The sequence below is a fragment of the Synechococcus sp. MIT S9507 genome, from assembly GCF_047304715.1.
Taxonomy (GTDB): domain Bacteria; phylum Cyanobacteriota; class Cyanobacteriia; order PCC-6307; family Cyanobiaceae; genus Synechococcus_C.
In genome coordinates this window covers 2,454,066-2,466,927 of the sequence record NZ_CP138970.1, presented here as the reverse complement: position 1 = coordinate 2,466,927, position 12,862 = coordinate 2,454,066, and the positions used below count along the sequence as shown (strand labels likewise).

Sequence of the window (12,862 nt, the reverse complement as noted above, 5' to 3'; positions counted from 1 at the left end):
AATCCATGGCTGTGTTCGTGCTTGTGCATGGTGGATCTCACGGAAGCTGGTGCTGGGACGCTTGTGCCGGCGCGCTGCGAAGTGCAGGTCACCGGGTGGTGAGTTTTGATCTGCCCGGACATGGCCAGGATCCAACGCCTCGGGACCAGGTGACGTTGAAGGCTTACGGCGAGGTGATCCGCGATCAGCTGAAGCAATGCGGCAGCGAATCGCCTGTTCTGGTGGGTCATTCACTCGCAGGAATCGGCATTGCTGAGGCCATGGCGCATGAGCCGCTCGCCATTGGCCAGCTGGTGATGATTGCAGCACTCGTGCTGAAACCCGGCGAGCGCGCCATCGACAGAATTCCTGAAAGCCGCCGACCGAGCTACTTCGAACTCGCGGCGGCCTCATCCGACCAGAGTTTCGCATTGAGTGCAGAGGTCACCCGCAGGGTGTTTTTCAACGATCTGAACGACACCCAGGCCTCCGGTTATCACGCCAAACTCACGCCCCAACCCCTAGGTGTCTACCTGGAAACAACCCGGTTTGATCTGTCTGAGATCTCCTGCCCAAAGCACTTTTTCGCCTGCCGACAGGACCAGGCACTCGGGCTGGAGAACAATCTGATCTATGCGCAGCGGTTGGGAGGCAGTATCACAACCCTGGATGCCGGACATGATGTGATGCTTTCAGAGCCCGACCTGCTCGCTCAAAGCCTGATGGAACGTCTAGGCATGCGTTGACGTGTTGAGTGTCGGCAGAATCCGGTCCGGATCCCACTGACACTTCAGAGTTTGCAGCAGCTCCAGGTCCGGCCCGTAGGCCAGCTGCAGCTGACGTGCGTAGCGGATTGTTCCGGGATGTCGTTCGACCAGGTAGACGTGGGATGAGAGTGAAGCCAGAGCATCGAACAGGTCATCGGACCACTGCTTCACCTCATCCGCTGCAGAGCTTTCGTCAGGGTGCCAGAGACCGGAAATCACAATGGACCATTCGGCGTTTCGCCCCCTGTAGGCGGAGCTCTGCATGGGCTGATCGCGCACCGCACCACCGATGTGCTGCAGATCAATTCGACAGAGAGGATTCGGAGCCCGCTGAATGGCCGTGGTGAGGATGGTGGCAAGGGGTTGCGTCTGCCCGGACTCCACGCTGATGGCGTAAATCCAGGAGCGAAGCCGACGCCGCCGATCGGTGTCAGCCATCGGCTCCGCCGGCAGAGATCCGTCATGACCCGGCATGTTGAAATCCGGCAGCTCCTCCAGGCCCATCACCCGCTGCCGCCAGACATCGGAGCAATCGGATTCGGTCGTGGAATCGCCGCTGTCCTCCACAACGTTGACGACATAACTGAGCACAGCAGCCTGTGTGCTGTCGGGCGGTACACCCAGCACAAACGAACAGGAGCGCGAATGAGGCAGGGCTTCAGCACTTTCAAGACGGTCCTGAAACCCCTCAAGAGCACTCAGGGAACGCCTCACATCCAGGGGACGCCGTTCATGCGTGCGCAATGTGGCCTCAGTGATCACAGCAAGAAACGGTGCTGCTCCACGCAGCATCCTCCAGGCGTTGGGATCCTGCCCATCGCCCTGCATCACAAACGGCGTGCCGTCGGCTCGCACGCCCCGCAACGCCGTGATGCTGTCGAGAGTGAGACCAAGACTGCGGCTGAGATGGCCGATGCCACCCATCAGCAGCAGCCCGAAACCGGGCGTGGCGTGGGTGCCCACCGGCAGCATGCGCCCATGCGGTGCGAGTGCCTGAAGCAAAGCCCCCATGCCAACGCCTCCCTGCACACGCACACAATCGGCATCGAGCTCGATGGCCGTGAAATGGGCGGAAAGATCGAGCACCAGTGCTCCATCAGCTGCACAGAAACGACTGTGGCCTCCACTTCTCACCATCAGGGGCAGACCGTCACGGCGAGCACGCATCACCGCCTCCACCACATCCTGCTCATGACGAGGCTGGAGAATGCCCGCTGGGTCGGACGCCGCAGCGTCACCGTTGAACAGCGCAGACAGGGCCTGCTCATAACCGCGCTGTCCTGGATCCAGAGTCATGACGGTGATTCAGAACGAAAGCGTGGGTTGAAGTGTGCCGTTGACGGTTTCGGCATCAGCTGAGCAAACCCCCGCCAGCGGCAATTTCGCAGGAACCCAGAGCAATGAACCATCTTCACGGTCACAGCAGCTGGTGACCCGCGGAGATTCGGTCAAATCACTCATGAGACAAGATTCAGAACTGTTGCGTACGGTCTCAGACCTGAAGCCTCCCAGGGAATCCCAGGCAAATGCGAAAACAGACTGAACAGAAACAGCTGTAGAAAAACGACTGAAACAATCCCCAGCACAGTGAAACGGATCGATTGAGTCTGCAGCCAGTTTTTATACAAACCGCTCAACCAGGGCACCAGGACATGCCCCGTGAGCAGGACCGTTATGTAGTTGCTGATCAACATATTGAGGGGCAATGGCAGAGTTCCAAGTGTGGAATTACCGACCAGAGTCAACGCCATAACTGATGGATAAAGCGCCAGCCAGACCAGCAGATTGACCTTCCAAACCGGAACCTTTCGATCCCGTTTTTTCTGGATCCACTGGTCAAAGGAATCGGCTTCGAGGCTCGCTCTATATCGATAATCCATCAATGTTTCAGCCTGATACAGAAGGCTTCGCCGTTCCGGGCTGTCCAGCCATAGCAGACACTGATCCAGGGCTTCAAAAACAATTCGAGTCGTGGCCGATAGCAACTGACCATCATCCATGTCCTGAAAAGAGGTGGACTGGCCGCAATATCCATCAAAGTTGAGAGCTTTCTCATTCATTCGGCGCTGGAGACTCTCAAAGGATTGCTTTCGCTCTATTGGAATCACACTGTGAATGGTGTACACAAAATGACCCGGCTCAAGCACTTCAGAATCATTCGAGGAAGCCATGATCCTCAGTAACGTGCCCCATCAGGCATCTCGCGGAATTCGTCCCAGACTTTGCAGGCTTCGCACTTGAGAATCTGTGTGAGTTTTATCTCTCGCTGCTCCCTCGATTTTTGCATGTCATTATTAATGGCTTCATCTGAAAACAGATCGCTGTAGTCCGACCAGGAAGCTGCATAAAACACATCGCGAATGCCAGCCCAGTAGGCCGTGGCGTAACACATCGGACAGCATTCACAGCTGGTGTACATCACACAACCAGACAGATCCCAGGTGCCCAGTTTCTTGCAGGCAGCGCGAATCGCATTCACCTCAGCATGCGCGCTGGGATCAAAGTCCCTGACCACACTGTTACCGGCTGAGGCCACGATTTCTCCATCTTTGGCGACAACCGCACCGAAAGGGCCACCCGTTTTGTTCACCACTCCGGCATCTCTCATCAGACGAATCGCTTCTCTCATCAGAGCCTGATCCCGATCAGATTCCATGGATGCAAAGTCCGCTGACCACAGATTGGCTGTCACGGCAAAAGGCGGCAAGCAATCCCTTTCAGCGACGACGCACCCAGCTCCAGAACAACCAGGCGATCAGCCCGAGCAACACCCAGGGCAGAAGTGATCGCAGCACGACCACAGCCACGAACACAACCAGCAGACTCACTGCGCCGCGTTTGACCAGCGCTTTGCTTTCGTCAGTCATGTAACGCCAGCGGGGGATCAGAGGCATGCTTGAAAACGTAGTAGTGGACTGACTATTAGGCGAATGTGTCGGTTTTTATACGCTGAAAAATACGCTCAACGCACCAACACCGCACAATCCTCGCAACAACGTGCGTACTGCCTTCGGCTGGAGCGTGGAGCACGGACACCATGGATAGTGCCAAACCCCTTGCGTTTGCCGGAGCTAGTGCGTAGCTTCATCGGTGAGGGGCACCGGTAGCCCAGCTCGCACTTATCACAAACCACAAAAGCGATTTAGTTCTTTCGTTCCCCGAAAGGGGTTTTTGTGATGAGTCCACCAACCAGCAACACCAACCTCCCCACAGTTCAGGCGAGCCAGCTTCTCGGCTTGAGTGAGCACACTCTTCGGAACTGGGCACGAGGCCGCGTTGATCGCGGGAAAAAGGTCGAGCCCAAGCTCAAAGAAGGGGTGTACTGGTTCAGGCGTGGCCAAAGCCACAACTCACCGCTGATCTTCAGGATCCGTGAGTGCAGAGAGTTCCTGGACTCTCAGGGTTATCCCTTGCCACCGCTCCAGCCCGTTGCAGAGGGCCAGGGCTGATGCCGAAGAAACCGACAATCGTGCCCAGCGACCTGCTGGATGCTGCTCTGGCTTGGGAAGAGCTGCGCGAATCTTTCTGGTCACAGCTTGGCCGTGACACTGGCGAAATCAGATCACGCATCGTTGGCCTAGAGCGCCGCATCCGATCCGAAACAACGGGGCAGGGCTGATGACCACTGACACTGCAATGGCGCTGGCTAAACAGCAGCTCGCTCAAACCAGCCCTCATTACGGGTGGGGGCTTCGGCGGCAACAAAGCCATGATGGTTCCTGGCTCGATGGTCAGCTGGAACGGGGCAAACGCTGCAGTGAGATCTCGCACCAGTACAGAACTCGATCTGAAGGTGATGCGGCTGCCGGTCACGAGCTTGGGATTCGATCCAGACAGGTTCGGACTTACCGCAAGTTCTGGCAGCAAAGATCACTCTTGAGGTTGATGTGGCAGCAACTGCCATCTGATCAACGTCCCAGCTCGATGGAAGATGCGCTCCAGCAACTCAACCAATCGAGTGGGAGCTGAACATGGCGGATTTCTCAAATGATCAGCCTTTGATTGACCTGGCGACAGACTGGTGGGGCCACTCGAAGCCCCGCCGTGCCACCTAAGCGTGATCCCCTCTCAGCCGAATTTGCATCAATTAGCAATGCAAAGATTGAGGCTAATTGTGAATCAACGCACCGATTGAATTACATCCTGAGGGAGCTGGTCAATGTGGCACGGGAATATAGAACTTCAGTCGTTCCAGGGGGTTCGGAAGTTCACTTCGGCCATCTGGCCATGGCCATCAACTAACTGGAGCTAATTGTCAGTAATACTGACTGATTGCGTTTCCTAGCACAATCAGATTTTGCCCTCTAAATCCACCTCTTACGGGTGGATTTTTTGTGTTTACACTGCTCATAAGCCTCACGGCTCAATCCAAGTTTTAAGCCTATGTGCATGAAATCCGATTTAACGGAGTTCCGCCGACGAGAGATGGCGGGATGCTTCCCGACAAAAGACACAGTTTCTGCTCGCATCCCTGTTGTTCTCAAGAAGAAGCTTGAGATTGCAGCTATGGAATGCGGAACAACACCGAGCATGATGCTCCGGTTTTTCGCCATCCAGGCACTCAAGAGCTACGACATCGACGGATTTTCTGCAGTCTGATGAAAACTATTAAAGAACCAATCATCTTCTTCGATTTCTCAGCGGAGATGGTGAACCCCGTTTGGCCAAACCAAGGTGTGCACTTGGATTTGGGCAATTTGGAAGATCAGCGCAGGGCTGATGTGTGGCGCGTCCTGATTGCAAGGGAACTCGATGAAATTCATCAAAGGAACATGCAATTAGGTGAAGACGAGCGCGAATCTCGTGAGGATCTGGATCAATGGTCAGCACTGAGTCAATCGTGGGCACTGCTCGCCCTGCCTGACAAAGCAGTTGCGGCTGCCAGAAAAAGGATTTTCGGTGCCGTTCCACCAGTTGATGAAAACGATTGCTGGATCTTCAGCTGGAGCGAGTTGCTAACACTCACCGCTGCTTTCTGGGGTCACGCTCTCTAACGGACTAAGTACCTGTACGAGGTGCAAGCTGCTGAGCAGGTATTTGATCGACGCACCAAGGCAGCAAGGCTGCTGAGCGATCTGCAAAACGAGCTGTAACCAGTCACAAAAAGAGCCAGCGGGTGTGCATCCCACTGGCTCAGAGATCCAACTTTTAACACCCACAGCGTAATGCCACAGGACCCAAACCGTCCCACCCCTTGGGAAGAACTTGAAGCTCAGATCCGTGAACTCAAGGCGTTCGGTCCAGAAGCTTGTTTGAACGGACATAGAGCCGATGCTGAACAACTTCTAGAACAAGCACTAGAGATCAATTTCGATCATGAACTGACGGACTGGCTTTTTGATCAGCTGAATCCGATCAGTGCATTCAATCTTCTTAAGCCGGAGGATCTGCCCGAGGACACGCAGATGGTTCCCATCGATCACTGGCTCGATGAGCAGGATCTGGAGGACATCGTTCAATCACCTGAGGCATGGACTACCCAAGCTCGTGAACTACTGGATCGGTCCTATGGACAGCTCGAAGCGTTCCAGTTCGGGGAAACTAAAGCTGACAAGGATGGTGAGTTTGCCCGCGAAGCTAATCAACTCGCCATGGAATGGGATCTGCTCGATTGGGGAGTAGAGAAAGGAGAGAAGCTTCCTGATGAGTGGTATTACGCTGCGTGGCTGCATGGGCAGATTGAAGACCACATCGACCCATCGCGAGAGCTGTTCAATGCTCGTAAAAAGCTGCATTGGGGTGATCGATGCACACCATCAAAGCCGTTCCAGCCCATAGAGATCGAGGAATGGCGAGCACAAGACCGGATTTTGAAAGAGAGGATTCCGCTTAGGTATGTCCTCAAGGATCCGAAAAAGGGGGATGATTTCGATAATCGTGAGTATTGCTCATGCGTTGAATCAGTTGCCCATCATGAGGATTGGGTGAAGCGTGGCAAGCCTGATCAGGATGCTCCGCTGGTGAAGCTGAACGGAAAGGTCGTTCAAGCTGATGTCAGCAAAATGCTCACGCTTGGCCTGGAACAGATCGAGCAGAGTGGTGTTGGGGGTGCAGAACTCACGGGCGCTTTGCTGATGATGGCAACGAATATCGGGCAGCCGTTCCACTCGATCAAACAGGCTCATGATGAGTATCGAGATGGAGTCGTGGAGCGTGGTTTATATGAGTCGGTGCTCGACGACATGCTGAAAGGCAAAGAGCCGATGATCACCGTTGAGGAGTTGGCAGGAAAGAAGTTCACCGACAAGGTTGTTGCCGACTTTCAAAAGCAGTTCGACGCCGATCCATATCTGGTGCTGTTGACGGTGATGACAGCCATCGGATCGGTGTTGCCTCTCAACACCAGAGTCAGGGGGCTGAGCCATACCCAGCACTGGAGGCCAGGAATCCTATTCGTGATGATCCTGATCAACAGCGGTGGCAAAAAATCAATGCTGCTCGATGAGTTGGTCGAGAAGCCAATCGTCGGAGGTGAAGTCGGCGACACGGTGCGGATATACCAAAAGCGAGCAGCTGGCGTGGAACGCATCAAACGAGCGTTCCACGGCAACAACCACGAGGAGGCTGATGGTTGGAAAGCAGCTCCCGAATGGTTGACGGATTACGTCGAGAAAAACGGCACTCCAGACAAGCTGATGCACCTGATTGGTGATTTCACCGGGGAAGGCATTGACCGCAACGCAATGGTGAATGAGCAGTTTCCCGGCTACCGGACGGGATTCATGCTGACTTCTGATGGGGGCCGGCAACTGCTTGGCGGTGATCGCTACAAATCAGCCGGGAAGGGTATTGCCGGCAGCAAATACACACAGGACAAGCTGAAACGAGCCTGGGATGGCAAAGGTCCGAACTCAGCGAGAGGCAACAAGGCGTTGGAACGGAACTACGAAAAAATCCGGCTCTGTGTACTGGGATTCATTCAGCCATCCATCTACGACGAGATCAGCAGTGATGAAGCTGACGACGCTTGCGGCTTCTGGCCTCGCTTCCTTGCCTACGAAACTGAGTCGATCCAGCTCAAAGAAGGCCTGACACCTGCCGAACGGCGGGAAATCACTGAACACAGCACGTTCCGCAGGTATCTCGATCAGATGTATGGAATGATCCACGGGCTGCACAAGTTCCATGGTGGTGTTGGTTCGTACGCGGAATTCACCTTCTCGACCCAGGCAGAGAATTGGTGGTATCCGGTCCAGTGTCAGGTCGATCGTGAATCTGCGCGGGAGGAAGCATCCGATGATGGTGTGATGGGTCGTTTGCTGGCCAAGTTGCCTGCGTTGGTGGTGGATACCGCGTTACTGCTCCACCTGATTCGCACCTTCGGCGACAAGCCCCATTTGCTGACACCCGTATCGGTCAGCAGATGGGGGAAGGATGAAACACAAGATTCCGAGCAGATGGAAAAACGAGATACGGCACTGAAAGAGCTGAAATCCATTCCGCTCGAAACGGTCCAGCTCGCTTACAAGATGTGCAGGCAGTTGATGCTCAGAACCGCGAAGCAGCGGAACCGGGCGCAAGGTGATGGCAGTGGTGATCGCGCTCAGTTCCTGATCAAAGTGCAGAACGTTGCAATGAAGTTCGATCCAGATCAGAAGGGGTTGCCCTTGGGTCAGCTGCAGCGGGGCTGGAATGGTGCCTACCTGAAGAAGAACCCCAACATCAAAGATCAGCTCTATCAGGCAGTGGGAGCCTTAGCGGATCGTGGGTTGGGTGAACTGCAGCACGGTGACAGCAACAACTCAGGGCTTCGGTATCGCTGGATCAGAGAGGTGACACCTAACTGATCGCCGCGGCTGAGCGCGTGGTGGCTAGCGTTTAGCGCTATTCAGGGCGTCACCGAAAAGATATGGCCGACTGACACGGTTCAAACAAAATCAGAGGATAGTCTTAAAGTATATGTTAATTAATTAATTATTGAGATCGGTGGGAAGCCGATTCGTCTTTGACTCGCAAACAGTTAATGGCGACTGCTTGCATACCGACATCAGCCTTGGCGTCACAGTCAAATGTGTTCTTTACTCCATTGGGTGGATCAATATTAACTAAAACATGACCAGGATCATCGGTCAGTTCTGTGACTCTCACGGTAGATACTCCTTGAGAACAGCGAAGTTGGTCAATTCCTTTTACTACTTTTAATGGAAGAATAAAAATAGCTTGATGAAATTTACTGGCCGTGCAGAAAACCGGCTCTACTTCATTGCTCTCACTAAGTGTGTAAATTCCATGAATTATGCCTTCATCTTTCGCAAAGGCAGACTGGGTAACAAATGATGCCAAAATCAACAGGCTGGCAGCTAACTGTTTTTTCATGGCTTGTGAATCAAGGCAGGCATGTTTTTACTGGTAGCAACGAATGTCCATTTTGGACAATCCCCGCTTTTCAACCATTTGACGCATCAGTGTCAGTTCGAAGCTTGATTGTGAGTGGGGCGCAAATACATCCGATAGGAATTGGGTGCACGCAAAATCGACATGTTGCCTTTCTCTTATTCTTACTAAGGGGATCATCCTCCTCGGTCTTGCCTGGGTTCCGGAGTTCATTGCAGCGGCTGAGAGGTTGCTGGCACAGATGTAGCCCTGTTGCTAAAGCTCGGATCAGTTGCTCAACGCATGCTTGAACCCTTGGCTCCTCCTTCTCTACACGGTACTGTTTTGCTTTATATACGGGGCAGCCTATGGCGCTGCACTCACCGGAAAAATCGCTTGCGTGAACCGCAATTCAGCGACAACTGCATCAATATTTGCAGTTGTTCTATGGCTCCTCAACAAACCCTTTAGCTGAGAAGATTTCTCTGATCCCGGCTGGGAGTGGTGATCAAGCCGGCTTCTGTTGTTATGTGTTTTTGACGATTGACCACGTGGTTTACAGCTCACCCGAGTCAGAGAGGCCGGTGTTTTTGGATGTCGCTCCAGGGATGAAAGTGATCGTGCGCCATGACCTTCAGACGTGAAAAAGGGCCGACGCAACACAATGCCTACGTCATTCAAGGCTGGTGGTGGTTTGTCGATCTGAGGTGACGCAGGCTAATACCAATCATCCTTTTTTACACAAGTAAAAGTAGTCACATCTCTGCTACATCGAAGAGTAGATCCATCGTTCCCCCTTAGATCAAAGTCCATTCCTAGCTTTGGATCGTATAAAGGTTGGTGGCGGTAAGTTACTCCTTCTGAATCCGTATAAGTGTAATTTCCGTCTATCCATGGAAGTATTGAGCGTCTAAGTTCTTCAGTCTCCTGAGCGTTTGCTGGGACAACCTCGACAAACGTGAACGACGCCAGTCCAGCAGCAGCACAGCCAGCCAAAAGGATGATCAGATTTGTGAGTCTCTGCATTGACGCGAAACCTTGCTTCTGATCAGCATCGTCTGATCACCTGCTAAGCACATCCCCCAATGTGACCGATTCAAACCTGCATCTTTAGTACCAATGGGGGTTGTGACATGCGTGCAGAAAACCCATAGTTAACTCTGATGACCACAAACAAGTGAACAAGTGGAAAAGGTCAGATTACCTAGAACAGACCACACTGGTGAAAAAGTCGGTACTCGAAGAGTAATCAGCTTTGCAGGAAGAGATGACAACAACAAGCCAAGGTGGAATTATAAATGCACGCTTTGTGGAACACCGTCAGAAACAACTTCAACCTGGGATAACTTAAGAGCTAGAGCGAAAGCTGCAAAAGAAAATGGAACAATGCAATATTGTATTCACTGTCCTGAATGGCAAAATAAGTCTTGGGTAATTATTCCGAACGGAACCAAGGTTAATAATCTGGTTGTAACCGGACCTTGCTTTCTTGACCGCGAATTGAAAAGCCCAGGTCATCCACATGGCCGTCGTGTTGTGCCGACATGTTGCGTCAAATGTGGAAAGGAGGAGCCTAAAGAAAAGGCGAATATCATAAACAAAAGAGCCAATTGTCCATGTGAATCCCAGGTTGCTCTTGGTCTATCCAACACACCTCTTGGAAGAATGTTTCATGCCTCCCAAGCTAGATCCAAAAAGGAAGGATGGGAATATAACCTCACAATTGAATATCTCATCGAATTGGGAATACCTGAAACGTGTCCTTGCTTAGGCATACCACTTAATAAAGAGATCAAAGAACGTTCGGAAAATTCACCTGCTCTTGACCGTATTGATAACAACAAAGGCTATATAAAAGGCAATGTATGGATTATTTCTGATAGGGCTAATCGCCTGAAAAATGACGGCAATGCCGATGAACTAATGAAGATAGCCCTTGCCGTGCAAAAAAGATTGCAAAGCCAAGCTGCACAAACCGAATGACAACCGGCCCCTACCACCTAGCCTGTAGTTCGCCTGTACTACTCTTTTGTCCATTGACCATGGCCTCTACAGCCAATCCCCTGAAAATCGTCCAATCTTTCTGGACGTGAAACCTGGTATGACGGTCGTTGTCCAACATGACTTTCTGCCTGGCGAAAAGGCCGAGAAGGATTGGTGGATGGGCCAGGTTCTCCACTGCGGTGGCGCTGCCCGTGATCCCTCCATCTACAACCTGTTCCAGATCGCTGATGTGGATTCAGGCGTGATCCGCTGGGTCAACGCTGATCTCGTGACCCACATCCTTCCATCCATTGACTGAAGAGATCACCCAATTGGGGCTTTTGTGAAATCCGCTAATCGCAGATACTCGCGACATGGGCACACCACCATCCGAAAAAACAATTGCTCGATTTGATGCGGCTCAGCGCAAATCGATCGAAGAGATGTATTTGAGCGGAGCGAGAGTAGAGGAAGTCGGGAAAGCACACGGCGCTTCGAACGTAACCATCCGGTTCCTTCTGAAACAAATGGGGGTGCGGATGAGAAAAGCTGGAGAAGCCGCCAGGAAAGACCTCACAAAGATGAGATTCGGAAGATTAGTTGCCATCCGCGATGTAGGGAAACAGATAAGTGAGTCTGGGAAAAACAGCGCTCGGCTCTGGGAATGCCTTTGTGATTGCGGTAATACAACCAAGGTCACGGCACCAGCACTCATTAGCGGAAATACTTCCAGCTGTGGTTGCTACTTAAAAGACCGCATTACAGAGACGCAGCGGAAGGATATGACAGGAGTTCGCATGGGGACGCTTACTGCAGTTCGCTTTAGTCATAACATCACCAAATCCAACGGTAATAAGGGTCAGGCTTATTGAGTTTGGAAGTGTGACTGTGGGGAAGAATTAACCGCACCGGGGGCAGGAGTTGAGAATCGTCTTAAGAAAAATGGTGACGTTTCTTGTATTAAGTGCAGCTCTAAGAAGAGGGCTGAGAAACGACAGCACGACTACACAAACCAACGATTCGGGATGTTAGTTGGGATTAAGCAGATTGATTTGACCCGGTCTCCAGCCCAAGCCAAATGGCTTTGGCAGTGTGATTGCGGAAAAACAGTAGAACGTCATGTTTCCAACGTAAAAGATGCCGACAATGCCAATTGTGGCTGCAAGAGAAAATCAACAGCAGCTGATCGAACCGGCGAAAGGTTTGGTGCACTTGTAGCTCTGCGGAGCTTGGGGAAAAAGCCAGGCGAAAGCACATATACGTGGGAATTTCAATGCGATTGCGGGAAAATTTGTCAAGCAAGACTGAGAGATGCTATATCGGGCTTGCAACAATCTTGTGGATGCAGACAAGGCGGGTGGGACAGTATCGGAGCTTGGCTTGAAGGGAATTTCAGAAACCCTGAAATTGATGGATATTTCTATGTATTCCCGCTCAAAAGATATCCTGGATTTGCAAAGCCTGGTATCACTGATGACTTAGAGAACAGAAAGAAAGATTCACGTGGTGAATATGGAGAAATTTATGACTTCATTGCCTTGCCTAGGTTAGAGGCATGGCTTGTGGAACAAGCGACTTTGATCGCCACAACTAAAGCTAAAGATTGTCCACCTCGGCTGGCAAAAACAAAGTGGGAAGGATATAGAGAAGTTAGGAAAATGAAGCCTGTGGAAATTTTTGAAATTGCACTCAGCCTGCATGAAGAGCTTCAGTTTCTTGGCAGAGAAGAATTTGCCGTTCGGTATCTTCCTGTTACCCCAAGCGAACGGCGTAGACTACTTGATGCAAAACCCCATTAACGCGATTCCTTCAACGTCCAA

16 protein-coding genes are annotated in these 12,862 nt (G+C 52.1%); 10 read left to right on the top strand and 6 right to left on the bottom strand.

Annotation, left to right across the window (positions count from 1 at the left end):
- Positions 1–5 precede the first annotated feature (5 nt).
- The gene (locus SIB83_RS13320; RefSeq protein WP_413746108.1) at positions 6–725 is read left to right on the top strand and encodes an alpha/beta fold hydrolase; all 720 of its coding nucleotides are present in this window, start codon (positions 6–8) and stop codon (positions 723–725) included.
- Here SIB83_RS13320 and SIB83_RS13315 read toward each other — a convergent pair.
- From SIB83_RS13315 to SIB83_RS13295, 5 genes are all read right to left on the bottom strand, one after another.
- Entirely contained in the window at positions 711–2,042 is a 1,332-nt protein-coding gene (locus tag SIB83_RS13315) for an FAD-binding oxidoreductase (protein WP_413746107.1), read from the bottom strand. The genes SIB83_RS13320 and SIB83_RS13315 overlap by 15 nt on opposite strands.
- A gap of 9 nt (positions 2,043–2,051) precedes the next feature.
- Positions 2,052–2,207 (bottom strand): hypothetical protein, encoded by a 156-nt coding sequence (locus SIB83_RS13310; RefSeq protein ID WP_413439765.1) that lies wholly within the window; start codon positions 2,205–2,207, stop codon positions 2,052–2,054.
- Positions 2,204–2,917: a hypothetical protein gene (locus SIB83_RS13305; RefSeq protein ID WP_413746106.1), complete on the bottom strand. Its 714-nt coding sequence runs from the start codon at positions 2,915–2,917 to the stop codon at positions 2,204–2,206. Before SIB83_RS13305 ends, SIB83_RS13310 begins: the two co-directional genes overlap by 4 nt.
- A 5-nt stretch (positions 2,918–2,922) precedes the next feature.
- Positions 2,923–3,402 (bottom strand): nucleoside deaminase, encoded by a 480-nt coding sequence (locus SIB83_RS13300; protein ID WP_413746105.1) that lies wholly within the window; start codon positions 3,400–3,402, stop codon positions 2,923–2,925.
- A gap of 61 nt (positions 3,403–3,463) precedes the next feature.
- Complete coding sequence (locus tag SIB83_RS13295) at positions 3,464–3,640, bottom strand: hypothetical protein (RefSeq protein ID WP_413746104.1); 177 nt, start codon at positions 3,638–3,640, stop codon at positions 3,464–3,466.
- A gap of 282 nt (positions 3,641–3,922) precedes the next feature.
- Between SIB83_RS13295 and SIB83_RS13290 the strand changes: the two genes are divergently transcribed.
- The 5 genes from SIB83_RS13290 (at position 3,923) to SIB83_RS13270 (ending at position 8,533) form a co-directional block, all read left to right on the top strand.
- On the top strand, positions 3,923–4,195 hold the full coding sequence (locus tag SIB83_RS13290) for a hypothetical protein (RefSeq protein ID WP_413746103.1): 273 nt from the start codon (positions 3,923–3,925) through the stop codon (positions 4,193–4,195).
- Complete coding sequence (locus SIB83_RS13285) at positions 4,195–4,365, top strand: hypothetical protein (protein WP_413746102.1); 171 nt, start codon at positions 4,195–4,197, stop codon at positions 4,363–4,365. The genes SIB83_RS13290 and SIB83_RS13285 overlap by 1 nt, the downstream gene beginning before the upstream one ends.
- A complete protein-coding gene (locus SIB83_RS13280) occupies positions 4,365–4,715 on the top strand; it encodes a hypothetical protein (RefSeq protein ID WP_413746101.1) in 351 nt (116 codons plus the stop codon). The genes SIB83_RS13285 and SIB83_RS13280 overlap by 1 nt, the downstream gene beginning before the upstream one ends.
- Before the next feature lie 542 nt (positions 4,716–5,257).
- The gene (locus SIB83_RS13275) at positions 5,258–5,740 is read left to right on the top strand and encodes a hypothetical protein (RefSeq protein ID WP_413746100.1); all 483 of its coding nucleotides are present in this window, start codon (positions 5,258–5,260) and stop codon (positions 5,738–5,740) included.
- Between the two features lie 171 nt (positions 5,741–5,911).
- Positions 5,912–8,533 (top strand): DUF3987 domain-containing protein, encoded by a 2,622-nt coding sequence (locus tag SIB83_RS13270; protein ID WP_413746099.1) that lies wholly within the window; start codon positions 5,912–5,914, stop codon positions 8,531–8,533.
- Between the two features lie 127 nt (positions 8,534–8,660).
- Here SIB83_RS13270 and SIB83_RS13265 read toward each other — a convergent pair whose 3' ends face one another.
- The gene (locus SIB83_RS13265) at positions 8,661–9,062 is read right to left on the bottom strand and encodes a hypothetical protein (protein WP_413746098.1); all 402 of its coding nucleotides are present in this window, start codon (positions 9,060–9,062) and stop codon (positions 8,661–8,663) included.
- Positions 9,063–10,244: 1,182 nt separating this feature from the next.
- Between SIB83_RS13265 and SIB83_RS13260 the strand changes: the two genes are divergently transcribed.
- The 4 genes from SIB83_RS13260 to SIB83_RS13245 all read left to right on the top strand — a co-directional run bounded on the left by SIB83_RS13260 (position 10,245) and on the right by SIB83_RS13245 (position 12,841).
- Complete coding sequence (locus SIB83_RS13260; RefSeq protein ID WP_413746097.1) at positions 10,245–11,042, top strand: hypothetical protein; 798 nt, start codon at positions 10,245–10,247, stop codon at positions 11,040–11,042.
- 118 nt (positions 11,043–11,160) lie between these two features.
- Positions 11,161–11,361 (top strand): DUF3104 domain-containing protein, encoded by a 201-nt coding sequence (locus SIB83_RS13255; protein WP_413746096.1) that lies wholly within the window; start codon positions 11,161–11,163, stop codon positions 11,359–11,361.
- 55 nt (positions 11,362–11,416) lie between these two features.
- Complete coding sequence (locus tag SIB83_RS13250; protein ID WP_413746095.1) at positions 11,417–11,914, top strand: hypothetical protein; 498 nt, start codon at positions 11,417–11,419, stop codon at positions 11,912–11,914.
- A gap of 153 nt (positions 11,915–12,067) precedes the next feature.
- Positions 12,068–12,841, top strand: coding sequence for a hypothetical protein (locus SIB83_RS13245; protein ID WP_413746094.1), 774 nt, complete (start codon positions 12,068–12,070; stop codon positions 12,839–12,841).
- The last annotated feature ends 21 nt before the right edge of the window (positions 12,842–12,862 follow it).